Annotated in this window: 32 protein-coding genes; 13 read left to right on the forward strand and 19 right to left on the reverse strand. The window is 64.0% G+C overall.

Annotated features, from left to right (window positions below):
- The first annotated feature begins 114 nt into the window (after nt 1-114).
- Complete coding sequence (locus ACTRWG_RS10410; protein ID WP_027235574.1) at nt 115-507, forward strand: META domain-containing protein; 393 nt, start codon at nt 115-117, stop codon at nt 505-507.
- Here the strand turns inward: ACTRWG_RS10410 and recO are convergent.
- The 3 genes from recO to era all read right to left on the reverse strand — a co-directional run bounded on the left by recO (nt 491) and on the right by era (nt 2609).
- Nucleotides 491-1216 (reverse strand): DNA repair protein RecO, encoded by a 726-nt coding sequence (recO, locus tag ACTRWG_RS10415; RefSeq protein WP_462829295.1) that lies wholly within the window; start codon nt 1214-1216, stop codon nt 491-493. The genes ACTRWG_RS10410 and recO overlap by 17 nt on opposite strands.
- Before the next feature lie 69 nt (nt 1217-1285).
- Complete coding sequence (locus ACTRWG_RS10420; RefSeq protein ID WP_027235576.1) at nt 1286-1615, reverse strand: DUF1491 family protein; 330 nt, start codon at nt 1613-1615, stop codon at nt 1286-1288.
- An 88-nt stretch (nt 1616-1703) separates the two neighbouring features.
- Nucleotides 1704-2609 (reverse strand): GTPase Era, encoded by a 906-nt coding sequence (gene era / locus ACTRWG_RS10425; RefSeq protein WP_027235577.1) that lies wholly within the window; start codon nt 2607-2609, stop codon nt 1704-1706.
- Nucleotides 2610-2811: 202 nt separating this feature from the next.
- Here era and ACTRWG_RS10430 point away from each other — a divergent pair, with 202 nt between their 5' ends.
- Entirely contained in the window at nt 2812-4194 is a 1383-nt protein-coding gene (locus ACTRWG_RS10430; protein WP_027235578.1) for a multicopper oxidase family protein, read from the forward strand.
- Nucleotides 4195-4198: 4 nt separating this feature from the next.
- Here ACTRWG_RS10430 and rnc read toward each other — a convergent pair whose 3' ends face one another.
- The 9 genes from rnc to folK all read right to left on the reverse strand — a co-directional run bounded on the left by rnc (nt 4199) and on the right by folK (nt 11347).
- Complete coding sequence (rnc, locus tag ACTRWG_RS10435) at nt 4199-4876, reverse strand: ribonuclease III (RefSeq protein WP_027235579.1); 678 nt, start codon at nt 4874-4876, stop codon at nt 4199-4201.
- On the reverse strand, nt 4873-5709 hold the full coding sequence (gene lepB, locus ACTRWG_RS10440) for a signal peptidase I (protein WP_027235580.1): 837 nt from the start codon (nt 5707-5709) through the stop codon (nt 4873-4875). Before lepB ends, rnc begins: the two co-directional genes overlap by 4 nt.
- 58 nt (nt 5710-5767) lie before the next feature.
- Entirely contained in the window at nt 5768-6199 is a 432-nt protein-coding gene (acpS, locus tag ACTRWG_RS10445; protein ID WP_027235581.1) for a holo-ACP synthase, read from the reverse strand.
- Nucleotides 6196-6615, reverse strand: coding sequence for an ABZJ_00895 family protein (locus ACTRWG_RS10450; RefSeq protein WP_154667768.1), 420 nt, complete (start codon nt 6613-6615; stop codon nt 6196-6198). The genes acpS and ACTRWG_RS10450 overlap by 4 nt, the downstream gene beginning before the upstream one ends.
- Nucleotides 6616-6622: 7 nt before the next feature.
- Complete coding sequence (locus ACTRWG_RS10455) at nt 6623-7369, reverse strand: pyridoxine 5'-phosphate synthase (RefSeq protein ID WP_027235583.1); 747 nt, start codon at nt 7367-7369, stop codon at nt 6623-6625.
- 106 nt (nt 7370-7475) lie between these two features.
- Nucleotides 7476-8117 carry a DUF2062 domain-containing protein gene (locus ACTRWG_RS10460; RefSeq protein ID WP_027235584.1) on the reverse strand — a complete coding sequence of 214 codons (642 nt, stop codon included), beginning with the start codon at nt 8115-8117 and terminating at the stop codon, nt 7476-7478.
- 42 nt (nt 8118-8159) lie between these two features.
- A complete protein-coding gene (locus ACTRWG_RS10465) occupies nt 8160-10295 on the reverse strand; it encodes a RelA/SpoT family protein (RefSeq protein ID WP_462829296.1) in 2136 nt (711 codons plus the stop codon).
- A 35-nt stretch (nt 10296-10330) separates the two neighbouring features.
- A complete protein-coding gene (gene rpoZ / locus ACTRWG_RS10470; protein WP_027235586.1) occupies nt 10331-10684 on the reverse strand; it encodes a DNA-directed RNA polymerase subunit omega in 354 nt (117 codons plus the stop codon).
- A gap of 93 nt (nt 10685-10777) precedes the next feature.
- A complete protein-coding gene (folK, locus tag ACTRWG_RS10475; protein WP_462829297.1) occupies nt 10778-11347 on the reverse strand; it encodes a 2-amino-4-hydroxy-6-hydroxymethyldihydropteridine diphosphokinase in 570 nt (189 codons plus the stop codon).
- A 137-nt stretch (nt 11348-11484) separates the two neighbouring features.
- Between folK and ACTRWG_RS10480 the strand changes: the two genes are divergently transcribed.
- Complete coding sequence (locus ACTRWG_RS10480) at nt 11485-12054, forward strand: LabA-like NYN domain-containing protein (protein WP_008555764.1); 570 nt, start codon at nt 11485-11487, stop codon at nt 12052-12054.
- Between the two features lie 65 nt (nt 12055-12119).
- Here the strand turns inward: ACTRWG_RS10480 and ACTRWG_RS10485 are convergent, their stop codons facing one another.
- Entirely contained in the window at nt 12120-12581 is a 462-nt protein-coding gene (locus tag ACTRWG_RS10485; protein WP_462829298.1) for a c-type cytochrome, read from the reverse strand.
- 154 nt (nt 12582-12735) lie between these two features.
- Between ACTRWG_RS10485 and ispH the strand changes: the two genes are divergently transcribed.
- From ispH to ACTRWG_RS10510, 5 genes are all read left to right on the forward strand, one after another.
- Nucleotides 12736-13686 (forward strand): 4-hydroxy-3-methylbut-2-enyl diphosphate reductase, encoded by a 951-nt coding sequence (ispH, locus tag ACTRWG_RS10490; protein WP_027235589.1) that lies wholly within the window; start codon nt 12736-12738, stop codon nt 13684-13686.
- Between the two features lie 100 nt (nt 13687-13786).
- Nucleotides 13787-14401: a LysE family translocator gene (locus ACTRWG_RS10495; protein WP_027235590.1), complete on the forward strand. Its 615-nt coding sequence runs from the start codon at nt 13787-13789 to the stop codon at nt 14399-14401.
- Between the two features lie 22 nt (nt 14402-14423).
- Complete coding sequence (locus ACTRWG_RS10500; RefSeq protein ID WP_027235591.1) at nt 14424-15023, forward strand: class I SAM-dependent DNA methyltransferase; 600 nt, start codon at nt 14424-14426, stop codon at nt 15021-15023.
- Complete coding sequence (gene rnhA / locus ACTRWG_RS10505; RefSeq protein WP_027235592.1) at nt 15016-15477, forward strand: ribonuclease HI; 462 nt, start codon at nt 15016-15018, stop codon at nt 15475-15477. The genes ACTRWG_RS10500 and rnhA overlap by 8 nt, the downstream gene beginning before the upstream one ends.
- A 16-nt stretch (nt 15478-15493) precedes the next feature.
- Nucleotides 15494-16117: a trimeric intracellular cation channel family protein gene (locus ACTRWG_RS10510; RefSeq protein ID WP_027235593.1), complete on the forward strand. Its 624-nt coding sequence runs from the start codon at nt 15494-15496 to the stop codon at nt 16115-16117.
- Nucleotides 16118-16123: 6 nt separating this feature from the next.
- On the opposite strand, the gene ACTRWG_RS10515 is transcribed toward ACTRWG_RS10510, so the two are convergent.
- The 5 genes from ACTRWG_RS10515 to def (ACTRWG_RS10535) all read right to left on the reverse strand — a co-directional run bounded on the left by ACTRWG_RS10515 (nt 16124) and on the right by def (ACTRWG_RS10535) (nt 19588).
- Entirely contained in the window at nt 16124-17116 is a 993-nt protein-coding gene (locus tag ACTRWG_RS10515) for a glycosyltransferase family 2 protein (RefSeq protein WP_051357775.1), read from the reverse strand.
- Nucleotides 17117-17246: 130 nt separating this feature from the next.
- Nucleotides 17247-17483 (reverse strand): GlsB/YeaQ/YmgE family stress response membrane protein, encoded by a 237-nt coding sequence (locus tag ACTRWG_RS10520; RefSeq protein WP_027235594.1) that lies wholly within the window; start codon nt 17481-17483, stop codon nt 17247-17249.
- Nucleotides 17484-17495: 12 nt separating this feature from the next.
- Nucleotides 17496-18401 (reverse strand): methionyl-tRNA formyltransferase, encoded by a 906-nt coding sequence (gene fmt / locus ACTRWG_RS10525; RefSeq protein WP_027235595.1) that lies wholly within the window; start codon nt 18399-18401, stop codon nt 17496-17498.
- A gap of 156 nt (nt 18402-18557) precedes the next feature.
- Nucleotides 18558-19055, reverse strand: coding sequence for a peptide deformylase (gene def, locus ACTRWG_RS10530; RefSeq protein WP_027235596.1), 498 nt, complete (start codon nt 19053-19055; stop codon nt 18558-18560).
- A 14-nt stretch (nt 19056-19069) separates the two neighbouring features.
- Complete coding sequence (gene def / locus ACTRWG_RS10535; protein WP_027235597.1) at nt 19070-19588, reverse strand: peptide deformylase; 519 nt, start codon at nt 19586-19588, stop codon at nt 19070-19072.
- A gap of 99 nt (nt 19589-19687) precedes the next feature.
- On the opposite strand from def (ACTRWG_RS10535), the gene ACTRWG_RS10540 reads away from it, so the two are divergent.
- On the forward strand, nt 19688-20860 hold the full coding sequence (locus tag ACTRWG_RS10540; RefSeq protein WP_027235598.1) for a MalY/PatB family protein: 1173 nt from the start codon (nt 19688-19690) through the stop codon (nt 20858-20860).
- Between the two features lie 2 nt (nt 20861-20862).
- Nucleotides 20863-21390, forward strand: a complete 528-nt coding sequence (locus ACTRWG_RS10545; RefSeq protein ID WP_027235599.1) for a L,D-transpeptidase family protein — start codon at nt 20863-20865, stop codon at nt 21388-21390.
- Between the two features lie 9 nt (nt 21391-21399).
- Here ACTRWG_RS10545 and ACTRWG_RS10550 read toward each other — a convergent pair whose 3' ends face one another.
- On the reverse strand, nt 21400-21768 hold the full coding sequence (locus tag ACTRWG_RS10550; protein WP_027235600.1) for a hypothetical protein: 369 nt from the start codon (nt 21766-21768) through the stop codon (nt 21400-21402).
- A 215-nt stretch (nt 21769-21983) separates the two neighbouring features.
- Between ACTRWG_RS10550 and ACTRWG_RS10555 the strand changes: the two genes are divergently transcribed.
- The 3 genes from ACTRWG_RS10555 (at nt 21984) to cbiB (ending at nt 24978) form a co-directional block, all read left to right on the forward strand.
- Nucleotides 21984-22958 (forward strand): glutathione S-transferase family protein, encoded by a 975-nt coding sequence (locus tag ACTRWG_RS10555; RefSeq protein ID WP_462829299.1) that lies wholly within the window; start codon nt 21984-21986, stop codon nt 22956-22958.
- 149 nt (nt 22959-23107) lie between these two features.
- A complete protein-coding gene (cobD, locus tag ACTRWG_RS10560; RefSeq protein ID WP_027235602.1) occupies nt 23108-24070 on the forward strand; it encodes a threonine-phosphate decarboxylase CobD in 963 nt (320 codons plus the stop codon).
- A complete protein-coding gene (cbiB, locus tag ACTRWG_RS10565) occupies nt 24067-24978 on the forward strand; it encodes an adenosylcobinamide-phosphate synthase CbiB (RefSeq protein ID WP_027235603.1) in 912 nt (303 codons plus the stop codon). Before cobD ends, cbiB begins: the two co-directional genes overlap by 4 nt.

Here is a 24978-nt window from a genome sequence, read left to right on the forward strand (position 1 = left end):
GCGCAAGGCATTTTCAATGCCGCGGCGGCGGGCGGGAGCGCTTGTTGCCGGCTGGCCTTGCCCTGCCTGCCGCGGCATTCCAATGTGCTTTGAAACATCCCTCAGGAGGTCTTGATGCTGCGTTCTGCCCTGATCGGTTCCCTGCTGCTGGCCAGCGCCTGCACCGGGGATGAGAGCCTGTCGGCCTATGGTGCCGCAGGCAAGGTGTGGCGCCTGCAGAGCGTCGATGGCGCGGCCTTTCCAGCCTCCGCCAGCCTCAGGTTTCCGGAACCGGGCAAGATCGCCGGAAGGGGGCCTTGCAACAGCTTTAGCGGCATCCAGACTGCCCCCTACCCCTGGTTTGAAACCGGGCCGCTGGCGGTGACGCGCATGGCCTGCCCGGGATTGGCGGCGGAGGACGCGTTTCTGCAGGCACTGCAGGAGATGACACTGGCGGAAGTGTCGGGTGACGTGCTGATCCTCAGCAATGAGGCAGGCCGCGAGATGCTGTTCACAGGCGGCGGCTGAGCAGGTCCATGAGCCGGCCGCGCGCCTCTGGCAGCGGATGGTTGCCCAGCGAGGGCGCCAGATGCGCCTCCAGAAAATGGCCCGTTGTGCGCAGGGCCTGGACGATTTCGGCGTCTCCGGCATCACCGTGGCCCAGCATCACCGGCGGCAAGGGCAGCAGCCGGTCCGCCCACTCCCCCGCGCCTTCACGTGAAACAGCCCGGCCCGTTTTCGGCGACACAAAGGCAAGCCCGAAACGGCTGCCGGTCACGGCGCAGGCCGACAGGTCGAGGCCAAAGCCCATTTCCTCCAAGAGCGCCAGTTCCCAGCGCAGATAGGCGAGCGGCCAGAGGTCTTCATTCGCCAGAAGGTCCAGCAGCTGTTCGCTGCGGGTAAAGAGGTCCGGATGCGGCTCCCGTTCGGGCAGGCAAAAGGACAGCAGCGCGGTAACCGTGTTGAGCCCGGAGAGTGCCAGCCGCCCCGAAAGCGCCGCAGCGGCCCGGCTGCGCAGGGGTTCTGCGTGGTAGCTGCCCAGGTGATCCTCCAGCCGCGCCCGCCAGGTCACGTCCAGCTGAGCGCCGGGTTGCAGGATCGGGGCCATTCTGCGGCCGGCGCCGCCGCGGACTACACCGGCATGGCGGCCGTGTTCTTCGGTAAAGACGTCGATGATGGCCGAGCTTTCGCCATGGCGGCGCACCGAAAGCAATATGCCGTGATCACGCCACTCCAACACCGGGCCTCCCTGTCCTGCGGTCCGCCCTACCAGACCGCATTGCCGGAGGGGCTGCAAGCCGCGGGATCATTCCAGGCCGGGTTCGTCCAGCAGGTGGCGGCCCTGCCGGTCCTCGACCTCGATCACCCAGAGGTCCGGGTCAAAGCTGCGCTGGCGGCTGATCGAGGCATCGACGTCAGTCTCTGCCCCGGTGGCCAGCTCATCCCATTTGCGGTCGCCGCTCATCAGGTCATAGGTGCGGTGAAAGGCACGGGCCTGGCCGTCCAGGGTGTTGAGCTTGACCAGAACCGCGCCCGCGGTGTCGTCGCCGTGGGAAGTGATGAAGGCCGGGATATCCTGAAACCGCAGGCGGGTCAGATATGCGTCGACCCAGAAGCGGGCGGTGAGGCGGGTCATGCCGCGCACCTGCCAGCTTCGGCGCCCATGGGGAGTGCGGGAGCCTCCGGCGGGAGTATTTCCACAAAGGTGAAAAGCATGGGGGGCTTCAGTTGCCGTCTTTGAAGTCGAGGCCCATTTCCGAGTAGCGCTCTGCCTCTTCCAGCCAGTTCGGGCGCACCTTCACCTGCAGGAACAGGTGCACCTTGCGGCCCAGGAACTCCTCCAGCTCGGCGCGGGCGGCTTGGGAAACGGATTTAATGGTCTCGCCGCGCTTGCCCAGAACAATGCCCTTGTGGCCGTCGCGGACCACATAGATGATCTGATCGACGCGGGCAGAGCCGTCCTTGCGCTCTTCCCATTTCTCGGTTTCGACGGTGAGCTGGTAGGGCAGTTCCTGATGCAGGCGCAGGGTCAGCTTTTCGCGGGTCATCTCCGCCGCGATCATCCGCATCGGCAGATCGGCGATCTGGTCTTCGGGGTAGAGCCAGGGGCTTTCCGGCAGCTTGCCTGCCAGCCACTGGCGCAGGTCGTCAACACCATGGCCGCGCTCTGCCGAGATCATGAAGGTTTCGGCAAAGCCGTAGCGGCTGTTCAGCTCCTGGGTAAGGCCCAGCAGTTTTTCAGCGGGCACCTTGTCGATCTTGTTGATCGCCAGCGCCACGGTGCGGCCCTTGCCGATTTCCTCAAGACCTTCCAGGATGGTTTCGACGCCTTCGGTGATGCCGCGGTGGGCCTCCACCATCAGCACAACGACGTCGGCGTCTGCAGCGCCGCCCCAGGCGGCGGCGACCATCGCGCGGTCCAGGCGGCGGCGGGGCTTGAACAGGCCCGGCGTGTCGACAAATACCAGCTGCGCGTCGCCCTCCATCGCCACGCCGCGGATGCGGGCGCGGGTAGTCTGCACCTTATGGGTCACGATCGAGACCTTGGCCCCGACCATGCGGTTCAGAAGGGTGGATTTGCCCGCATTGGGCTCTCCGATCAGGGCAACGAATCCGGCGCGTGTGGTCATCAGTACTGGTCCTGTTTGCAGAGCCGATCCCCTACAGGATTTTACCCACAGGGGCCAGAGGTGTTTTCTTGGGCGCTTGGGGCAGCGTTGCACAGCCTTGCCCTATGTCAAAGACCTGTGGCAGATCCCGTGTGAGAACCGCAGCGCCAAGCCAGTCCCGCAGCCAGGCCTTTCTTTGATTGCATGACAGGAGGCCTGCCTGATGAACCGACGTGATTTTCTGCTTGGGAGCGCTGCTACCGCCGGGGTGCTTGGCGGAGGCGGATGGAGCTTGGCCGGTGCCGCAGCGGCGCAGCAGCTGACAATTCAAACCGCAAGCTTCAGGTTCCGGGACCAGCCGACGAAGGGCATGGTGAGCCTGTCGCCGGATGCGCCGCCGCCGGTTCTGTACGGCACCCAGGGCAAACCCATGCAACTGCAGGTCGTCAATGGCACCGAAGATTACACCGCAATGCACTGGCACGGGCTGCGGATCGGCAACGCAATGGACGGGGTGCCTTACCTGACCCAGATGCCAATCGCGGGCGGCGAGGCGTTTGAGTATGAATTCACCCCGCCGGATGCGGGCACCTATTGGTATCACCCGCACTGCATGACCATGGCGCAGATGGCGCATGGGCTGACCGGGGTGATGGTGATCAAAGAGGCGGAAGATCCCGGTTTTGACGCCGATCAGGCGGTCAACCTGCGGGATTTCCGGCTGTATGAGGATGGCGCCTTCCTGCCCTATTACACCGCGCGCGGGGCGGCCCGCGCCGGGACCCGCGGCAATGTGCTGACCGCGAACTGGCTGCAGGCGCCGGTGTACGATCACCCGGCAGGCGGGCTGGTGCGGCTCAGGGTGGTGAACACGGACACCACGCGGATCTACAAGCTGCATCTAAGCACAGATCAGGCGCGGATCATTGCCCGGGACGGGCATCCGGTGGAGTTTGAGCTGCCCCTGCCCTCTGCCGGTGAACCGCTGCTGGTCGGCCCTGGCCAGCGGGTGGATTTCGCGGTGCGGATGCCCGCGGAGGAAGGGCAGACGGCGGGTCTGCTGGCGGAGCTGCCGGGGCAGCCCACGCGCACGATGGCAACACTACGCTCGGTTGGTGCGGACCTGGCGCGGGAATTGCGGGAGCTGAAGCCGCTGCCTGCCAATCCGGTTGCCCGGCCGGACCTATCAAAGGCAGAGGTGCATGATTTCGTGTTTGGCTGGGCGCCGGAGGGCGGGCCGCCGAATGACGGCTATTGCGGCTCTATGGGGTACAGTTTCTGGTCGATCAACCGCACGCCTTGGGCTGGAGACGCGGCCAAAGGGACCGGGCCGCTGGCCGTGTTGAAACAAGGCAGGAGCTACGTGCTGCGGCTGAGGAATGAATCGCCGAACCTGCACCCGATCCACCTGCACGGGCTGGCATTTGTGCCGATAAGCTCAAACCTTCGGAAATTGCCGCCGCTGGTGACGGACACCATGCTGCTGATGAAGGACGAGGTGGCCGAGATTGCGCTGGTGGCCGACAACCCCGGCGACTGGGCGTTCCACTGCCATGTGATCGAGCATCAGAAAACCGGGCTCGCGGGTTACATCCGGGTGGTTTGAAACCTCAGCCGATCTGTTCCAGCAGCGCCCTCGCCGCCGCTTGTTCCGCTTGCCGTTTGGAACCCGCCGTGGCCTGAGCTTCAGTGCCGTCCTGAAGCCTTGCCGCAATGGTGAAGACCGGCGCGTGGTCGGGGCCGCTGCGGGACACCTCGACATAGGTGGGCACCTTCTGCCCGCGGGCCTGCGCCCACTCCTGCAGCGATGTCTTGGCGTCGCGCGCGTCGCTTTCGACCTTGTGGATGCGGCTGCCCCACAGGCGCAGGATCATCTCGGCAGCGGCGTCAAAGCCTGCGTCCTTATAGACCGCGGCAATCACCGCCTCCATCGCGTCGCCCAGGAGTGCCTGTTTGCGGCGGCCGCCGGACATCATCTCTGAGCGGCCCAGCTTCAGCACAGCGCCAAGGTCGATCTCCTTGGCGACATCGGCGCAGGCTTCCTTGCGCACCAGCGCGTTGAAACGCGGCGCCAGCTGGCCCTCGGTGGCGGTTTTGTCATGCTCCAATAGGGCGGTGGCCATCACCAGCCCCAGTACCCGGTCGCCCAGAAACTCCAGCCGCTGGTTGTCCTGGCGGGTAGCGGAAGAGACGGAGGCATGGGTCACGGCGCGCTGCAGCAGGTCGGGGCGGGCAAACTTATGCCCGATCCGATCCTCGAACGCGCGCAATTCCTTGGACAGTTTCACTCGATCCCCTTGAAGAAACGGTCGCCGCGCCAGGTCCAGAAGTAGAGCATGGACCGCCCGGCGGAGGAGAACATAATCCGGTCGGCCCGGCCGATCAGGTTTTCGTAAGGCACAAAGCCAACCCCGCCGGCAGACTGCGGCAAGCGGCTGTCGGAGGAGTTGTCCCGGTTGTCGCCCATGAAGAAATAGTGCCCTTCCGGAACCTGGTAGACGCCGGTGTGGTCCATGCCCTGGTTGGTGATGTTAAGCACGATATGCTCATTGCCGCCCGGCAGGGTCTCCAGCTTGCGCGACTTCTTGCAGACGGCGCCCTGGCCGACAGGCGCATTTTCACAGCGCGGGAAGGAGCCCTGCGGCCCCTGGCGTTCCATCACTTCCTCGAACTGGCCCGCATCCTGCAGCTTGACCGGCGCGCCGTTGATGAACAGCACGCCGTTCTTCATCTGAATCTTGTCGCCCGGCAGGCCGACCAGCCGCTTGATGAAGTCATTGCCGTTGACCGGGTGGCGGAACACCACCACGTCGCCGCGTTCCGGCTGTCCGCCCATCAGGCGGGTGTTGTCACCGTCCAGAAAACCGCAGATGTCCTTGGCGTCGATGTTCAGCCCGACCGCCCCGATACGCACGCTGGGGCAAGAGGCATAGGAATAGCCATAGGCCATCTTGTTGACGAACAGGAAATCCCCGATCAGCAGGGTTTCCTTCATCGATCCGGAGGGTATCCAGAAGGGCTGAAAAAACAGGGTGCGGAAGACACCGGCGATCAGCAGCGCGTAGACGATCGTTTTGATCGTCTCAAGGATCGAACTGCCGGTCTTTGCTTTGGCCGTCATCAGGCTCTCCGGTTTGGAAACAAGGTCCGGGGCTACATGCGGGCCTGAGGGGGCCAAGTCAAGTTCCCGAAGCCGATTCCGCCGGGTCGCTGGCGATCGGACGCGCTTCGATCACCACAAAGGCCTGCGCCCAGGGGTGGTCGTCGGTCAGTGTCACGTGGATCACCGCCTCATGGTCGGGCGGGGTCATCTCGCGCAGCCGGTCGGCGGCCCAGCCGGTCACATGCATCACCGGCTGGCCGGTGCGCAGGTTGGAGACCGCCATGTCCTTCCAGGCGATCCCCATGCGCAAGCCGGTGCCCAGCGCCTTGGAGCAGGCTTCCTTGGCGGCCCAGCGCTTGGCGTAGGTGCCCGCCACATCGCGGCGGCGCTCAGCCTTGCGCTGCTCTATTTCGGTAAAAACCCGGTTGCGGAACCGGTCCCCGAACCGGTCCAGGGTGCGCTGGATCCGCTCGATATTGGCAAGATCGGTTCCGACGCCCAGGATCATTCTTGCAGCCGTTTCAAACCCAGCTTGATGCCATGGCCCAGAAACAGCCGGTTGACCATCAGGATGACCGCCAGCAGCAGCACACAGACACCCGCCAGGAACAGGACCGGAACCGTCTGCCGCGCCTCCACCACCACCGGATTGTCCCAGTAAAGCGGCAGCTGCACAACCGTCAGCACTGCCACAACCCCGGTCATCGCTGCCGCGTTGACCCAAGCTGCCTTGCCTGACAGCGGCGCCCGGGTGGCTTGCGCAATGCGCATCCCCTCCAGCACCGAGGCAAACATCGGCGGCAGCACGGTCGCGAGCCCGGTCGGCAATTCAACACCGAATTGCGCCAGCAGCAGTCCCAGCAGCAGCATCGCGACAGAGGCCGCCATCCACAAGAGCCCGTAGCGGATCAGATTGACGTGCATGGCTCCGTCACCCCCGCGCTTCATCCATCAGGCGGCGCATCTCCTGCACTGCCGGGGGCAGGCCGCGAAAGATTGCCTCGCCGATCAGGAAGTGGCCGATGTTGAGCTCCTTCACCTCCGGAAAGGCCGCAACCGGCTTCACCGTGTCATAGGTGAGGCCATGGCCTGCATGCACCTCCAGCCCCAGCGAATGGGCATAGGCAGACATGTCCCGCAGCGCCTCCAGCTCGCGGTCGCGGTCCTCGAACCGGCCTTCGGCGTGGAAGTCGCAATAGGCGCCGGTGTGCAGCTCGATCACCTCGGCACCGATCCGGTGCGCGGCCTCGATCTGCTTCTTGTCGGCGGCAATGAAGATCGACACCCGGCATCCCGCATCCCGCAGGGGGGCAATGTAATGCGCCAGGCGATTTTCCTCGCGGGCCACTTCCAGCCCGCCTTCGGTGGTGCGCTCCTCGCGCTTTTCCGGCACGATGCAGACCGCATGCGGCTTGTGGCGCAAAGCAATCCTCTGCATCTCCTCGGTTGCTGCCATCTCGAAGTTCAGCGGCACCGTCAGCGCCTCCATCAGCGCGTCGATATCGGCGTCGGTGATGTGGCGGCGGTCTTCGCGCAGGTGCGCCGTGATGCCGTCGGCGCCCGCCTCCTCCGCCAGCTTCGCGGCGCGGACCGGGTCCGGATAGGCGCCCCCGCGGGCGTTGCGCACCGTGGCAACATGGTCGATGTTCACGCCCAGGCGCAGTTGGTTCTGTGTCATGACAGCTGTCTCATCCGTCTGAAGTCAAAGCCTTAACCCAAAGACTAGACAGACAGCGGGCAAGAGCAAGCCTGCAGGCGATAATGGTACAATCCGGCAGCCCCGCTCAGGAGCCGGTGCTGACCTCGGCGCGCTGCTTGATCGCCTCGAACTTGGCCTTGATCTTGGCCCGGCGGCGCTGCTGGTAGACCCGGATCACCGGCAGGCTGAGCATGTAGCAGACCGTGGCGCAAATGATGCCCGGGATGATGCCGCCGATCATGTAAGGATAAAACACCTCGTTATAAAACAGATGCAGCCCCTGCCAGTCGGCGGGCTTGTCCATGAAGAGCGCAAACAGGTTGTCCTTCAGGTCGCCGCCAGCGGCAAGGAACTTGCCCACCAGGGATTTGTCGACCTCCTCGTCAAACTCGGTGCCCAGCAGCCAATGGCCGGTCTGCAGGCTGGCCACCCCGATCGGCACATAGGTCAGCGGGTTGCCAAAGAAGGTGGCGCTGAGCGAGGCCAGGATATTGCCGTTCATCATCCGGGCGATGATTGCCGCCACCAGGAAGTGCAGCCCGTAGAACGGCGTGAAGGTGGTGAACACCCCGGCCCAGATGCCGCGGGCGATGCGTTCGGGCGAATCGGGCAGCCGCCGCACCCGGTGTTTCACGTACAGGAAGGCCCGGCCCCAGCCGCCGCGCGGCCAGACAAAATCCGCCAGCGCCCGGAGGGGCGAACGTCTGTCCCGGCGCCTGAATACCAAAGCTGTCCGTCCTTCCCAGTTCCGGCTCAGAGTTTCAGCGGCTTACCCCGGAAAATGGCGCTCTTCCGGCTTATTCCGGAACCGCGCCACCGCGGCAACATCGCTTTCCGCCTCAAGCGTCAGCATCAGCGAGTGCAGCTGCTCCACATCCCGCAGCTCCACATTGATCATAAGCCGGTAAAAGTCTGGTTTCCTGTCAACAAATTCAAGGTCCGAGATATTGGCCTTTTTCTCGCCGATCAATGTGCAAATGCGCCCCAGCACCCCGGCATCGTTGCCGATGGTCAGCTCCAGCGTGGTGCCGTAGACAGCCGGGTGGGTGCCGCTGTGCCACTGCACGTCCATCCAGCGCTCCGGCTGCTCCTCGAATTCGCCGAGCTTGTCGCAATCGGCGGCATGCACCACCACGCCGCGGCCGCGGTAGGTGATGCCGATGATGCGCTCGCCCGGCAGCGGTTGGCAGCAGGGCGCGCGCTCGAAGCTCTGCCCCGGCTCCAGGCCGATCACCGCCCGGCGCGGCGAGATTTCGTCGCCATCGCCAGAGGTGGTCAGTTCAGGATAGACAGACTGCACCACGTCATGCGCGGTGATCTCGGCCGCGCCCAGCCTTGCAAGCAGCTCATTCACGCCGCTGGCGCGCAGCGCGCGGGCTGCGGTTTCCAGCGCCTTGTCAGTCGCCTTCTTGCCGACGTGCTCAAACGCCGAACGCGCAAGCTCATGACCCAGTTTCACAAACCGCGCCCGGTCCGCCTCGCGCAGGGCGCGGCGGATGGCGGTGCGGGCCTTGCCGGTGGTGGCGATCTCCAGCCAGCTGACCTGCGGGGTCTGGCCCTCGGCAGTGATCACATCCACCGACTGGCCGTTGCGCAGCCGGGTCCACAGCGGCACCCGGATACCATCGACCTTGGCCCCTACACAGGCATGGCCGATGCGGGTGTGGATGGCATAGGCAAAGTCGATCGGCGTGGCGCCTTTGGGCAGCTTGATCACATCGCCTTTGGGAGTGAAGCAGAACACCTGGTCCGAATACATCTCAAGCTTCACGGCTTCGAGAAATTCGTCGTGATCATCCTCGGCATCGAACTGTTCGGTCAGCGAGGCGATCCACTTGGCCGGGTCTACGGCGAAGGGGTTTTCCGAACGCACGCCATCGCGGTAGGACCAATGCGCTGCGACGCCGGTTTCGGCCACGTCATGCATCTGGCGGGTGCGGATCTGCACCTCCACCCGCTTGCCGTCTCGGCCCGACACCGTGGTGTGGATCGACCGGTAACCGTTGGATTTCGGCTGGCTGATGTAGTCCTTGAACCGGCCCGGCACCGCCCGCCAGCGCTGGTGAATAGCGCCCAGCGCGCGATAGGCGTCTTCTTCAGACCCGGTAATCACCCGGAAGCCGTAAATGTCCGACAGCCGGGAGAAGCCCTGGTCTTTGGCCTGCATCTTGCGCCAGATCGAATAGGGCTTCTTGGCGCGGCCAAAGACCTCTGCCTCGATCCCGGCTTTTTCCAGCTCCAGCCGCATGTCGCCGGTGATCCGGTGGATTACGTCGCCGGTTTCGCGCTGCAGGGTCACAAAGCGGCGGATGATCGACTGGCGCCCTTCCGGGTTCAGCACGCGGAAGGCCAGATCCTCCAGCTCCTCGCGCATCCACTGCATGCCCATGCGGCCTGCCAGCGGCGCATAGATATCCATCGTCTCGCGGGCCTTCTGGGCCTGCTTCTCGGGGCGCATCGCCTTGATGGTGCGCATGTTGTGCAGACGGTCGGCGAGCTTAACCAGGATCACCCGCAGGTCCTTGGACATCGCCATGAACAGCTTGCGGAAGTTTTCCGCCTGCTTAGTCTCGCGGCTGGACAGTTGCAGGTTGGTCAGCTTGGTGACGCCATCGACCAGCATCGCGACCTCGCCGCCAAAGCGGCGGGCAACTTCCTCGTACGAGGCCTTGGTATCTTCGATGGTGTCGTGCAGCAGCGCGGTGATGATGGTGGCATCATCCAGACGCTGTTCGGTCAGGATCGCGGCAACTGCCACCGGATGCGTAAAATAGGGCTCGCCCGAGTGGCGGAACTGCCCCTCATGCATCCGTTCGCCAAAGGCATAGGCCTCGGCGATCCGTTCCGCATTGGTCTTGGGATTGTAGTTGCGGACCAGAGCAATCAGGTCGTCAGGGGAAATCATGTCCGGTCCGCAGCCTCAAATTCCAGACGCGCGCCTCAGCCCTGGCCTTGGGCCTCCATCAGCGCGCGCAGCAGTTTCTCTTCCGACATGTCGTCTTCGGCGGGCTTGTCGCCATCCGCGCCCATCAGCAGAGCCATGGAATCCTCTTCCGGCTCATCAACCTCGATCTGGGTCTGGTTGCTCTCGATCAGACGCTCGCGCAGCTCGTCGGCGCTCTGGGTCTCTTCGGCAATCTCGCGCAGGGACACGACCGGGTTCTTGTCGTTGTCACGCTCAACGGTGATCGGGGCACCAGCCGAGATCTCGCGGGCACGGTGCGCTGCAAGCATCACCAGCTCAAAGCGGTTGGGCACCTTGTCTACGCAATCTTCAACCGTCACGCGGGCCATCAGCGACTCTCCAATTCATTCCTGGTCCAGAAGGCAGACATTTACGCCCAAATCTTTCTCTTGACAAGGGCGGAAAACACCGCATCGCGCGGGTTACAGAGGGACAACCTCCGCCACCTCTTCCGGCGGCAGGTCTGCCAGCATCTGCGTCACGGTTTTCTGCAGCACCGGATGCCGCCAGCGCGGTGCGATATCCTTGAGCGGCACCAGCACAAAGGCCCGGTCCTGGATGCGCGGATGCGGCAGGATCAGCTGCCCCGGCGCCTCCTGCATCTGTCGCTCCAGCGGCAGCCCCTGCCAGCGGGCATACCCCGCGGCGTCCGGCAGAACCGCGCCGCCGTGATCCAGCAGATCCAGATCCAGCGTGCGCATGCCCCAGCGCTGCTCCCGCACCCGGGCAAACTGCGCTTCAACTTCATGCAGCCGCGCCAGCAGATCGCCCGCGGACAGGGCTGTTTCGACCGCCACCGCGGCGTTCACATAATCAGGACCTGCACCGGCCGGAAAGCAGGGCGTGCGGAAGAACCGCGAGACGCTGCGCAGCCTCACATCCTCCGCCTGCAGGGCAGCGATGGCCTTTGACAAGGTGACTTGCGGCGCATTAGCGTCAACTGGCAGGTTACCGCCAAGTGCGATTAGCGACAGTTTCCGGTTTGCGGCCATTTTTGACCCTATTTCAGAATGGCAGTATACTTGCGGCAGATGACAAATAACTTACATTAAGTCCACCCGTTTCGCCGATTTCAAGCTCACACTCACGGAACTCAAGGCTGAGGCGGATATACCGGAAGGAACATTTGATGTTTTACAAAGACGAACGGCTTGCGCTGTTCATAGACGGGTCAAACCTGTACGCCGCGGCCAAGGCGCTCGGGTTCGACATCGACTACAAGCTTCTGCGGCAGGAATTCATGCGCCGCGGCAAGCTGCTGCGCGCCTTTTATTACACTGCCCTGCTGGAGAATGACGAATATTCTCCGATCCGGCCACTGGTTGACTGGCTGCATTACAACGGCTTCACCATGGTCACCAAGCCTGCCAAGGAATACACCGACAGCCTGGGCCGCCGCAAAGTCAAAGGCAACATGGATATCGAGCTGACCGTCGACGCCATGGAACTGGCGCCGCGGGTGGACCATATCGTGCTGTTCTCGGGCGATGGCGATTTCCGGCCGCTGATTGCCAGCCTGCAGCGCCAGGGCGTGCGGGTTTCGGTGGTCTCGACCATCCGCAGCCAGCCACCGATGATCTCTGACGATCTGCGCCGCCAGGCCGACAATTTCATCGAGCTGGAAGAGCTGCGCGACGTGATCGGCCGCCCGCCGCGCGAGCAAAGCGATCAGCGCTCGGCAACCGTCGCGCACGGCTAAGCAGGTCCAACTGCTTCATATCCGGAGCAAGGCGCCAGATGGGGCGGCGCCTGTTCCGGAGCAAATCAATCGCCTGCCTGGCTGTTTAACTGGTTGTGACGGGCGATTACCTCAGCGGGCCAGCGGCTTTTGATATAGGCCAGCACCGCCAGCATCTCCTCCTCAGTCAGCACACCGGCATAGCCGCCCATGCGGCTGCGGTAGCCATTGCCGACCAGCTGCGCAACGCCGTGCCTAGTGATCTGCAGCAGCTGCGCGTCCGTGTGATGCCAGGTGTGGCCGCTTTCGTCCTGCGGCGGCGCAGGCAGATAGCCCTCGCTGTCCCGCTGCTGCCAATTGGGCTCGCCTTGCAGGTCCGCTCCGTGGCAGCTGGAACAGTGGTCCAGATACACCGCCTCGCCCAAGGCCACCGCTTCCGGATCCTGATAGGGAAGGATCCCGGCGGCCTGCGGATCGCTCTCCGCCAGCCAGTAATATGCAGCTGCCGCTACCGCGGCCGCAGCAGTAAAGGCAATCATCTGCTTCATGCTGCCCTCATGCCTGTTGCTGTCCCTGTTGCTGTCCAAGGCGGGCTTTTGCCGCCTTCCCCCGCGGGAACCTCCAATCACAAACCTGTGATGCCGCCCGGGCACTGGACCTTGCCGCCTGAACCGCTTACCTCTGGCGCGCAAGGAGACGCCTATGACCAAGCCAGCCCTGACCCTCTACCTCGCCGCGCCGCGCGGCTTTTGCGCCGGTGTGGACCGCGCCATCAAGATTGTCGAAATGGCGATCGGCAAATGGGGTGCGCCGGTCTATGTGCGCCACGAGATCGTGCACAATAAATACGTGGTCGACAGCTTGCGGGAAAAAGGCGCGGTGTTTGTCGAGGAGCTGGACGAATGCCCGGACGACCGGCCGGTGATTTTTTCCGCGCACGGGGTGCCGAAATCGGTGCCTGCCGCGGCTGAGGCGCGCGAGATGATCTATGTCGATGCCACCTGCCCGCTGGTCTCCAAGGTGCATATCGAGGCCCAGCGCCACGCGGAAAACGGCCTGCAGATGATCATGATCGGCCACAAGGGCCACCCGGAAACCATCGGCACAATGGGCCAGCTGCCGGAGGGCGAGGTACTGCTGGTGGAGACCGTCGCGGACGTGGCCACGGTGGAGGTGCGCGACCCGGACAGTTTGGCTTATGTGACTCAGACCACCCTGTCGGTCGATGACACCAAGGGCATCGTCGCGGCGCTGGAGGAGCGTTTCCCAAACATCATCGGCCCGCACAAGGAAGACATCTGTTATGCCACCACCAACCGCCAGGAGGCGGTGAAGTCGGTAGCCCCCAAAGCAGACGCCCTGCTGGTGGTCGGCGCGCCGAACTCCTCCAACTCGCGCCGCCTGGTTGAGGTCGGCGCCAAGAACGGCTGTGATTATGCCCAGTTGGTGCAGCGCGCCGAAAACATTGACTGGCGCGCCCTGGAGGGCATCCGCTCCGTCGCCATCACCGCCGGCGCCTCCGCCCCCGAACTGCTGGTCAATGAAGTGATCGACGCCTTCCGGGCACGGTACGACGTGACCGTGGAAATCGTGGAGACCGCGGTGGAAACGGTGGAATTCAAGGTGCCGCGCGTCTTACGGCAGCCTGCGTAAACGCACGCACCCTGAAAGCGACCCAGGTTACAGAAAACACTCCCGCCGCGGGCTAATCGTGTTACGCATTAGTCCCGGGGCATTTTCTGGAGCCGCATACATGGTCACTCTGCACTTTCTGATTACCGCCTTTGTCGTCGTCCTAGCGCCCGGCACGGGTGTCATCTACACGCTGGCGTTGGGACTTGGCCAAGGCTGGCGGGCCTCCATCTGGGCCGCCGCCGGCTGCACATTCGGCATCGTCCCGCACTTGGCCGCTGCCACGCTGGGGCTGGCGGCGGTGCTGCACAGCTCTGCGCTGCTGTTCCAGATCGTCAAGGCCGCAGGCGTTGCCTATCTGCTGTACCTTGCCTGGCAGGCCTTGCGCAGCGGCGGTGTGCTGGCGGTGGATTCGAAACGCACCAGCCAGCCGGGCTGGAAAATCGCCTGGCGCGGCGCGCTGATCAACATCCTGAATCCCAAGCTGTCGGTGTTCTTTCTGGCGCTGCTGCCGCCGTTCCTGAGCGGCAACCCAGCCAGCGCCACGCTGGAAATGTCCGTCCTGGGGCTGGTGTTCATGGCGATGACCTATGCCATCTTTGTGCTCTATGGGCTGTTTGCATCCCAGGCCCGCACGTACTTCCTGAGCAGCGAACGGGCGCTGAAGTGGATGAGCCGCGGCTTTGCCGCCGTGTTTGCGGGCCTTGCCGTCCGGCTTGCGGCAGAACGCGCCTGACAGCTAAACGCGGAGATGGCAGATGAGCGACCGGCAAACACTGGAGGTCTATGCCCAGGCAGCGCAGGCATACGCGGATGGTTTCGCGCGGTCCGATGACAGGTTCCACGATCCGGATTTTGAAGCCTTCACTTCCCTATTGCCGGCCGCCGCCCGTGTCCTGGATCTGGGCTGCGGTCCGGGCCATTGGGCGGCACGCTTCAAGGCGCAGGGCTTTGAGGTTTCGGCCATGGATGCCTCCGCTGAAATGGCCGAACTGGCAAAATCGGATTTCGGGATTGAGGTGGAAGTTGCCGAATTCGAAGCGCTGGAGAGCAAAAGCGGCTTTGATGGCATCTGGGCCAACTTCAGCCTGCTGCATGCGCCGCGGGCCGATCTCCCCGGTCATCTGACCCGCATCCATCGTGCCTTGAACCCCGGTGGCATCTTCCATATTGGCATGAAGCTCGGAGACAGCGAGGGGCGTGACAAACTGGGACGTTTCTACGCCTATTACAACGAGGACGAATTGAAAAATCTGCTTCAAAACGCGGGCTTCACCGTGACCCGGTCCCGCCGCGGCAATGGCCAGGGCCTGGCCGGCGGAATGGAAACCTACGTGATCCTGACCGCCCATGGCTGAGCTGTTTGCCTATACTGACGGCGCCTGTTCCGGAAATCCCGGCCCCGGCGGATGGGGTGCACTGCTGCGTGCGATGGATGGCGGCACCGTCGTCAAAGAGAAAGAGATGAAGGGCGGCGAGGCCGAGACCACCAACAACCGGATGGAACTCTTGGCGGCGATCAACGCGCTGGAGAGCCTCGCGCGGCCTTCCACGATCACCGTGGTTACCGACTCTGCCTACGTGAAGAACGGCGTCACCGGCTGGATCCACGGCTGGAAGAAGAACGGCTGGAAGACGTCCAGCAAGAAACCCGTAAAAAACGTCGAGCTGTGGAAGCGCTTGGATGAGGCCCAGCGCCGCCACAAGGTGACATGGGAATGGGTCAAGGGCCACGCAGGACACCCTGAAAACGAGCGCGCCGATGAACTGGCCCGCGCCGGCATGGCCCCCTTCAAGAGGAAAAGCGCCTGATGCGCGGGGCTGCCGCATGAGCTTTCTGACCCTGCTCGATTACGCCTCGGTGCTGGTCTTTGCCCTGACCGGAGCGCTGGTCGCCAGCCGGGCGCAGCTCGACATCGTGGGCTTTGCCTTCGTCGCCTGCCTGACGGCGGTCGGCGGCGGCACGGTGCGCGATCTCCTCTTGAACCGGGATCCGGTGTTTTGGGTCGGTGACCCCAATCACATCCTGCTCGCAGCCAGTGCCGCAGTGGCGGTGTTCTTCACCGCGCATCTGGTGGAAAGCCGGATGCGCTGGGTGATCTGGCTGGACAGTTTCGCCTTGGCGATTGCGGTGTCGGCAGGCACTGGCGCAGCGATTGCGCTGGGTAAGGAGCCGGTGATCGTGGTGCTGATGGGCATGGCCACTGGCTCGCTGGGCGGGCTGATGCGCGATGTGGTCTGCAATGAGGTGCCGCTGGTCCTGAAACAGGGCGAGCTGTACATCACCTGCGCAATGGCAGGCGCCATCACCGCCGTGCTGGCAATTTCAGCGGGGCTTGAGCTGCGGTTTGCCCTGCTTGCCTGCGCCGGTGTCTGCTGGACCCTGCGTGCGGGCTCCATCCTGTTCGGCTGGCACCTGCCGGTTTACAAAAGCCGCCCGCCGCGCAGCTAAGCTGGTTCAGGCGTCTTTACGGCTGTCCTCCATGGCTTTCAGAAACGCCTGCCCTTCTTCGCTGATCCGGGCCTTGCGGCCGCGGCGGCGGTGCCAGACCAGCGCCGATTCATGATACTCGCGCAAGCTGGCGTCGCGCAGCAGGTCTTCCTTGATCTCCAGCGCGGCAGAGAAATTGTCAGCCAGCCGCCGGTCCTCTTCCTCGTTCCGGTCAAACTTGTGCCAGTAGCCCGGTTCGATAGAGGCTGTGAAATGGTTGGCCCGGCCGCGGGCTTTCTTGTTCAGGAACCCATCGCGCGAGCGCAGCGCATAATGGTTGAGCTGAGCTGCCGAATATCCATAGCTGCCGCGCACATACAGCGCGCCTTCCAGCTCATTCTGCGGCAGACGAGTGCCATCGGCCAGCTGCCAGTTCACTTCCTCCGGCGGAACGGCCAGAAAGGGGCGGTGAACGCCCATCCGCTCAAACTTCCCGTTGTTGCGGAAAGCCGTTTTAAAGAACCGGTGCTCATCCGACTGGCCTGCCTCCGGCTCAGCCCGAACAAAAGCCTGCGGCACGGCAGGGTGGTCCGCAGTCCCGACGCCCGCGTTGCCGAATATCCGCCAGACAAAGGAGACAGCGTCCGCGTCCTCCCGCACCGCCAGCAGCCCTGGCAGCGTGCCGTCAGCGGCGTTGATCTGCAGAAATTCGTCGACATCCGCCACCAGCACCCAGTCGGCCCCGGCCACCTTGGGCTCGTACTCTGCCCACATCAGCGCGCTTTTGTGCGGCCCGCGCCGCATCACCCGGTTAAAGCGGTGCTCAACCACCCCCATCCGGTGCAAGCAGCGCAGGATGTGGTCGGTCGGATCAGAGCAATCATTGGTGAAAACCACAAAGTCACTGACACCGATGGACTTGTAGTGGCTGATCCAGTCGAGAATATAGGCGCCTTCGTCCTTCATGGTGGTCACAATCACCACATTCGGCGTGCCGCTCCGGCCGGTGTCCTGTGTCATTCTCTGATGCTCTCTGCCTCGGGTCCCGCCGCATTTTGCTGCGATTGCGCTATCTTATCGAACAAGCTTCGCTGCGCAGCATGAATTGCGCTTTCCCGCTCCGGCTGTGTCCCGCGCGCCTCAGCCCCGGTTATCTGCTTACGTAGCGCTGCCAGAGCCAGATCAGCACCAGCGCCCCCAGCACCGCGCCGACGAACCCCGCCATGAACCCCATCACTGCAAGCAGCCCGCGCAGCACAAGCCCGCCGACCAGCGCGCCGGCCATGCCGATACAGACCGTGGTGATGATATCGGTTTCCAGCCGCATCAGCCGCGTGGCCAGGAAGCCTGCCGCGGCACCGATGATGATCAGGGCAATTATGGGCATGCCGGCCTCCGGTTACAGGCGGCTGCCCTTCGGAACAGGGAAGCCGCGCAGGAATACATCCGGATCCTGCGCGCTTTTGCCTGCCCGTTGCAAGCGCAACAGCTGCACCGCACCGGTCCCGCAAGCAATGGTCAGCGCGTCATCCAGCACCTCGCCGGGCGCGCCCTGGCCTTCCGCCAGGCGCGACGCCAGCAGCTTGACACGCTGGCCTTCGATCTCGCACCAAGCGCCGGGGAAAGGCGACAGACCGCGGATCTTGCGGTCCACGTCCGAGGCCGGGCGGGACCAATCGATCTGCGCCTCGCCCTTGTCGATCTTGCCGGCGTAGGTGACGCCCTCTTCGAGCTGCACCTGTGGCGTCAGCTCCGGCAGGCGCCGCAGCGCCTCGACGATCAGCCCTGCGCCCATGTCCGAGAGCCGGTCATGCAACTGGGCAGTTGTTTCCTCAGCCCCGATTTCCGTCGCCTCGCGCAGCAATACCGGGCCGGTATCCAGCCCCGCCTCCATCTGCATGATGCAGATGCCGGTTTCGGCGTCGCCCGCCATGATCGCCCGGTGGATCGGCGCCGCACCGCGCCAGCGCGGCAACAGGCTGGCGTGGATGTTCAGGCAGCCGTGCTTTGGCGCATCCAGAATGGCCTGCGGCAGGATCAGGCCGTAGGCGACAACCACAGCGATATCAGCGTTCAGCGCCGCAAAAGCCGCCTGTTCCTCCGCGCCTTTCAGCGAGACCGGGTGGCGCACCTCGAGCCCCAAGGCCGCGGCGCGGGCGTGGACAGGGGTTGGACGGTCCTTCTTGCCGCGGCCCGCAGGCCGGGGGGGCTGACAGTAGACGGCGGCAATCTCGTGCCCGGCCCCCACCAGCGCGTCCAGCACCGGCACCGAGAAATCAGGGGTTCCCATGAAGATAATGCGCATATCGTGCTCCTGCTCCCATCAAGGTCCCGCTATTGAGCACAAAGGGCTGCGCAGGCCTGCGGGGTGGCGCAATCGTGCTGCCCCAAGGGGCGGGTCATGCCGGAGGCATGCTTCCAGCATGACGCGGCCCGGCCTGCGGCCGGGCGGTGTTGTCTATCAGCCGGTCAGCTTCTTCGCCTTGCGGATCAGCATGTCGCGCTTCACCTTGCTCAGGCGGTCAAAATACATCCTGCCGTTCAGATGCTCGATCTGGTGCTGCACCGAGGTCGCCTCGATCCCGACAAAATCGCGCCGGTCAATCATGCCCTGCTCGTTCAGGTAGCGGACGGTGACAGCCCGCGGCCGTTTGATCCTGGCGGACACACCCGGCAGGTTGGGGCTTGCCTCGTCATGCTCGCGCAGCTCAATCGAGGCGTGCAGAATCTCCGGGTTGGCAAGCTTCACCGCCTTGCCGCGCTCCGTGGAGCCATCGACAACGGCCAGCCGCAGCATCACGCCGATCTGATTGGCAGCCAGCCCCACGCCCGGCATCGCGTCCATGGTATCGACCATGTCATTCCAGATTTCGCGGATTTCATCGGTGATCTCTGTCACCTCTTCAGCCTTTGTGCGCAGGCGCTTGTCAGGCCAGGGCAGGCAGGTGCGGACGGTCATGTCTGTAGGTTTCCTCAGGCGCGGGCGCGTTCGCGTTTCAGCTTCTGCATCTTGCGGGTGATCATCTGGCGCTTCAGCGGCTTCAGGTAATCAATGAACAGCTTACCGTTCAGATGGTCGATCTCATGCTGCACGCAAGTCGCCCACAGCCCGTCAAAGGTCTCGCGCCGCGCATTGCCGTCGCGGTCCATCCATTCGACGTCCACCACCTTGGGGCGGGTCACCTCGGCATACTGGTCCGGGATCGACAGGCAGCCTTCCTCATAGACATTTGTTTCATCCGAGGAGGAGATGATTTCCGGGTTGAACATCACCAGCGGGCGCGGGTCGCCGTCCTCTTCCTTGACGCAATCCAGCACGATCAGCCGTTGCATAATACCGATCTGCGGCGCCGCCAGGCCGATGCCGGGGGCTGCATACATGGTTTCCAGCATGTCATCCGCCAGCACGCGCAACTCGTCGCTGAGGTCCGGCACAGCCGCACAGACCTTTTTCAGGCGGGGATCGGGATGGATCAGGATCTGTCGTTTCATGAGGTTCATGTATGCGATCAGCCGCCCCATCGCAACGCCCCCCTTGCGCATGCCGCTGCAGCGATTAGCTTCGCTGCCAACCACAGGGGAGTTCACCATATGGATTTTGACACGATCATCGACCGCCGCGGCACCCACAGCTCGAAATGGGACAAGATGGAAGCGCTGTTCGGCGTCTCCCCGCAGGACGGCCTGGCGATGTGGACTGCGGACTCCGATTATCAGACCGCGCCTTGTGTGATCGAGGCCGTCAAAAAGGCCGCTGAGCATGGCGTCTTCGGCTACTCCTGGCAGCATCCGGAGTATCTGCAAGCGGTGCAGTGGTGGATGAAAAACCGGCACAGCTGGGAGATTGAGACCGATTGGGTGCTGACCACCCAGGGTTTGGGCAACGCCATCGCCCTGAGCCTGGATGTCTGGAGCCAGCCCGGCGACGGCGTGGTGATCTTCTCGCCCGTCTACCATGAGTTTGCCCACAAGGTGAACAAGGCCGGGCGCAAGGTTACCGAGTGCCCGCTGGCGCGGGACGGCGACACCTACAACCTGGATCTTGACGATGCGCAGTCGCGCCTGAACGGGAGTGAAAAACTGCTGCTGTGGTGCTCGCCGCAAAACCCCTCGGGCCGGGTCTGGACCCCGGAGGAGCTGCGTGCGGTGGCCGCGTTTGCCAAGCGCAACGATCTGATCCTGGTTTCTGACGAAATCCACCACGATCTGGTCTATCCCGGCAGCACCTTCGTGCCGATGGATGTGGCGGCGCCCGAGGCGCGCGCCTGGACCGTTACCCTGACGGCGCCCTCCAAGAGCTTCAACATAGCGGGCCAGCGCACCGGCAACATGATCATACCCGACCCGGACCTGAGGTCCGCGATGCGCCATCGCCAGGCGACACTGGACTATGACCCCAGTGCCCTTGGCGTGGCGATGATCACCGCCGCCTATTCTCCCGAAGGCGCCGAGTGGGTCGACGCCCAGATCGCCCATCTGCAGGGTAACCGCAAACTGTTCGACGAGGCGGTCAACGCCCTGCCCGGTCTGAAATCCCTGCCGCTGCAGTCGACCTATCTGGCCTGGGTCGATTTCTCCGGCACCGGCATGAGCCGCGCGGAATTCATCAAGCGCCTGCGCGAGGACGCAAAAATCGCCACCTCGCCCGGCGACGGCTTCGGCACCGGCGGCGAGTTCATGGAACGCTTCAACCTGGCCACCCAGCGCGCCCGGGTCGAAGAAGCCTGCCGCCGCCTGACCGCAGCCTTCTCGGACCTGCAGTAACAATGAAACGCCTGCTGCGCCTGCTGGCGCTGGTTTTTCTGACCGGCGCCGCCTGGGCCGCCTGGCAGGCCTTTGCCCCGCGCCCCGTACCGCCGCAGGCCACGGCGGTGGACCGGATCGACCGCATCCTGATCGAGAAATCCGCCCGCCGCCTGACCGCCAGCCGCGGCGGCGAAACGGTGCTGGAATTTCCCATTGCTCTTGGGTTCGAGCCTAATGGTGATAAGGAACAGGAAGGCGACGGCAAAACCCCTGAGGGCACTTTTCAGATCGACCGGCGCAACCCCAACAGCGCCTATCACCTGTCATTGGGGATCAACTATCCCCAGCCCGAAGACCGGGCCCGCGCACAGGCCGCTGGGGTCAGCCCCGGCGGCGATATCTTCATTCACGGACAGCCGAACGCGGCGGGCAATCTGAGCACCCTGCCCGGCGACTGGACCGCCGGCTGCATTGCTGTCAGCAATCAGCAGATGGAAACGCTCTGGCGTCTGACGCAGGTCGGAACTGAGGTGGAAATCCGTCCCTGACCTGCCGCCTCAGATCTTGCCCTGCGACTGGTCGAAGGGGATCAGCCCGGCAGGCGCGTCCGGCGACTTATAGAAATCCAGCGGCGCTTTGTCGGAGGCAAGCGTCGAGCGCTTGAACTCATACCGCATCTCGCCGCCATCTTCCTCACTGGCGACAATCAGACATTGCGACAGATGGCGTGCGCCTTCGTAGATATCGACCAGCCCGCGCAGCATCGGTGCGGTTTCCGCCTCGACAGAGAACCCAGTCTTCCAGATCCGCAACACCGGATACAGCTCATTATCCGCCATCACCCGCAGCCGGCTCTTCTTTCGCATCCCCCGCAGGCGGGCTGTATCGAGCGCTTCCTGCACGGCTTTGGGAACGTAGGTATTCATAGCGGCAGCCTTCCAAATGCTTGGGTTTCCACGGATCTATTTATTCAACGGTGCGTCACAAAAAGATAAAATCAAGTGAACTTTTTCGGAAATTTCACGGCAGCGCAATTTTGTTGCGCCTGTGCAGTGGCGCAGAGGCCTTGCGCGCTGCGCTGCATAGGCGCAAGGCCCCGCCGGGCCTATGTTTGAACCGCACAGCAGCAGGAGCAGATACGATGGGCCTTTTGATCGACGGAAAGTGGCGCGACCAGTGGTATGACACCGATTCCACCGGCGGCGCCTTCAAGCGCAGCGAATCGCAGTTCCGCAGCTGGATTACCGCCGATGGCAGTGCCGGCCCCTCGGGCGAGGGCGGCTTTGCGGCGGAAAGCGGGCGCTACCACCTGTACGTGTCGCTCGCCTGCCCCTGGGCCCACCGCACCCTGATCTTCCGCAAGCTGAAGGAACTGGAAGACCATATCTCCGTTTCTGTTGTGCATCCCGACATGCTGGGCGAAGGCTGGACCTTTGAGACCGACAGCCACGGCGCCACGGGCGATACCCTGTTCGGCAGCTCGCATCTGCACCAAGTCTACACCCGGGCCGACTCCGTCTACACCGGCCGGGTGACTGTGCCTGTGCTGTGGGACAAGTTGCAAAACACCATCGTCTCCAACGAAAGCTCCGAGATTATCCGGATGTTCAATTCAGCCTTCGACGGGATCACCGGCAACACGGATGACTACTGGCCGGAAGAACTGCGCGAGCCAATCGAGGCGGTGAACGCCCGCGTCTACAGCACCATCAACAACGGCGTCTACAAATGCGGCTTTGCCACCTCGCAAGAGGCCTATGACGAAGCCGTTGTGCCCCTGTTCGAAAGCCTGGACTGGCTGGAGGACCTGCTGTCGCAGCACCGTTACCTGCTGGGCGGCCGCATCACCGAAGCCGATTGGCGCCTGTTCACCACCCTGCTGCGCTTCGACCCGGTCTACCACGTGCATTTCAAATGCAACCGCAAGCGGCTGGTGGATTACCCGAACCTTTGGGCCTACAACCGCGAGCTGTACCAATGGCCCGGCGTGGCGGAAACCGTCGGGATGGACCACATCGTGCGCCACTATTATTACAGCCACGACACCATCAACCCGCACCGTATCATTCCGGTCAATCCCGCGATCGACTGGATGGAACCGCACCGCCGCGGCTGACGCCTGCGACGTGACGCCGCCTGGCGTCAGATCCGCCTCTCCTGCATCAAATAGGGAGTTCACGCACTGAACCGGTTGCGTTAAGAAACGGGGAATCTCATATGGCATTCAACCAGCCTGGAGAGAAATATCCACCGGTGACAACCGCGATGCCTGAACGCCCGCTTGATAACGCATCACCGCCCCGCGACCACGGCGGCAACCTCAGCGCAGCGATGGCCGAATTCGGCGGGACACGCAGCGGCTGGATGGACCTGTCCACAGGCATCAACCCGCATCCCTACCCGCTGCCGGAGTTTGCCGCAGGCGATTGGCGCGCACTGCCTGACGCCGATGCCCTGGCGGACCTCGAACAGGCGGCCCGAGCGTTCTGGAACATCCCCGGCGAGGCGGCGGTCCTCGCCGCGCCGGGCGCTTCTGCGCTGATCGCAGCCCTGCCCGCCCTGGCCGCGCCGCGCTGGGTTCAGATCACCAAACCCACGTACAACGAACACGCCGCCGCCTTCGAAGCCCGCGGCTGGAAAATTCGCGTCGACGGACCGGCCGAGGCCCGTGTCGTGGTCCACCCGAACAATCCGGACGGCCGCCTGTGGAGCGAAGAACATCTTTCCTCTCCGCTCACCATCGTCGACGAAAGCTTCTGCGACGTCTGCCCCGGCCAGAGCCTGATCCGCGCGGCTGAACGCCCGGGTGTCATCGTGCTGAAAAGCTTCGGGAAATTCTGGGGTCTTGCCGGCATGCGGCTGGGGTTTGCCATCGGTGACCCCAAGCTGATTGCCAATCTTGCCACCTGGCAGGGCCCCTGGGCCGTATCCGGCCCTGCTTTGCGCACCGGGGCGCTGGCCCTGCAGGACCGCCCCTGGGCCGAAGCCACCCGCACCCGCCTGAAACAGGATGCCGCCCGGCTGGATGAGCTGGTTCTGGCCAAGGGCGCCAGCCTGGCCGGCGGCACCGACCTGTTCCGGCTCTACACCGTGGAGGATGCTGCCGCCTGGCAGCGCCGGCTGGCCCGTGCCCATATCTGGAGCCGCATCTTCCCCTATTCCCGAACCTATCTGCGCCTGGGCCTGCCGCCTTCGGACGGCTGGGACCGGCTGGAGGCGGCGCTATGAGCACGGCCGCTATGCTGTCCCTGGCCCTGCTGCTGGATGCCGTCTTCGGCGAGCCGGAATGGCTCTGGTCCCGCCTCACCCACCCCGCGGTGCTGATGGGCAAGGCGGTCGGGTACCTGGACCGCAAGCTCAACACTGGCGGCAACCGCCGCGGCAAGGGCGTGCTGGCAGCTCTGGCGCTGGTTCTATGCGGCTATTTCGCGGGCAAGCTGCTGGCGCTGCCGGGGGCGCTGGTGGAAATACTGGTGGCTGCCGTCCTGATCGCCCAGCGATCGCTGACCGAACATGTCGCCGCGGTCGCCAAGGGGCTGCGCAGCAGCCTGGCGGAAGGCCGCGAGGCGGTGGCGATGATCGTCAGCCGCGACACCGCTGCGATGTCCGCACCGCAAGTTGCCCGCTCCGCCATCGAAAGCGGGTCGGAGAACCTGTCCGACGGCGTCATCGCGCCTGCCTTCTGGTTCCTGATCGCCGGGCTGCCGGGGCTGATCATCTACAAGATGGTCAACACCGCCGACAGCATGATCGGCTACCGCAATGACTGGTACAAGGACTTTGGCTGGGCCGCCGCCCGGCTGGACGACCTGCTGAACCTGATCCCGGCGCGGCTGACCGGCCTGCTGATTGCGCTGCCCGGCGGCCAGCTGCGCCACTGGAACGCCATCGCGGCAGATGCCCGCAAACACCGCTCCCCTAACGCCGGCTGGCCCGAGGCCGCCATGGCGCGGGCGTTGAACACCGCTTTGGCCGGCCCGCGCTCCTATGACGGACAACTGAGGGACTTCCCCTGGGTTCATGCCGACGGAGCCAAAAGCGCCAGCGCCGAAACCATCAGCCGCGCCGTCACCCTGCTTTGGCAGACCTGGGCAATTGCCCTGGCACTGACCATTGCCATCGCCGTGTTTTTCTAG

The sequence above is a fragment of the Leisingera sp. G5_S3_59_S7 genome (genome assembly GCF_054968485.1).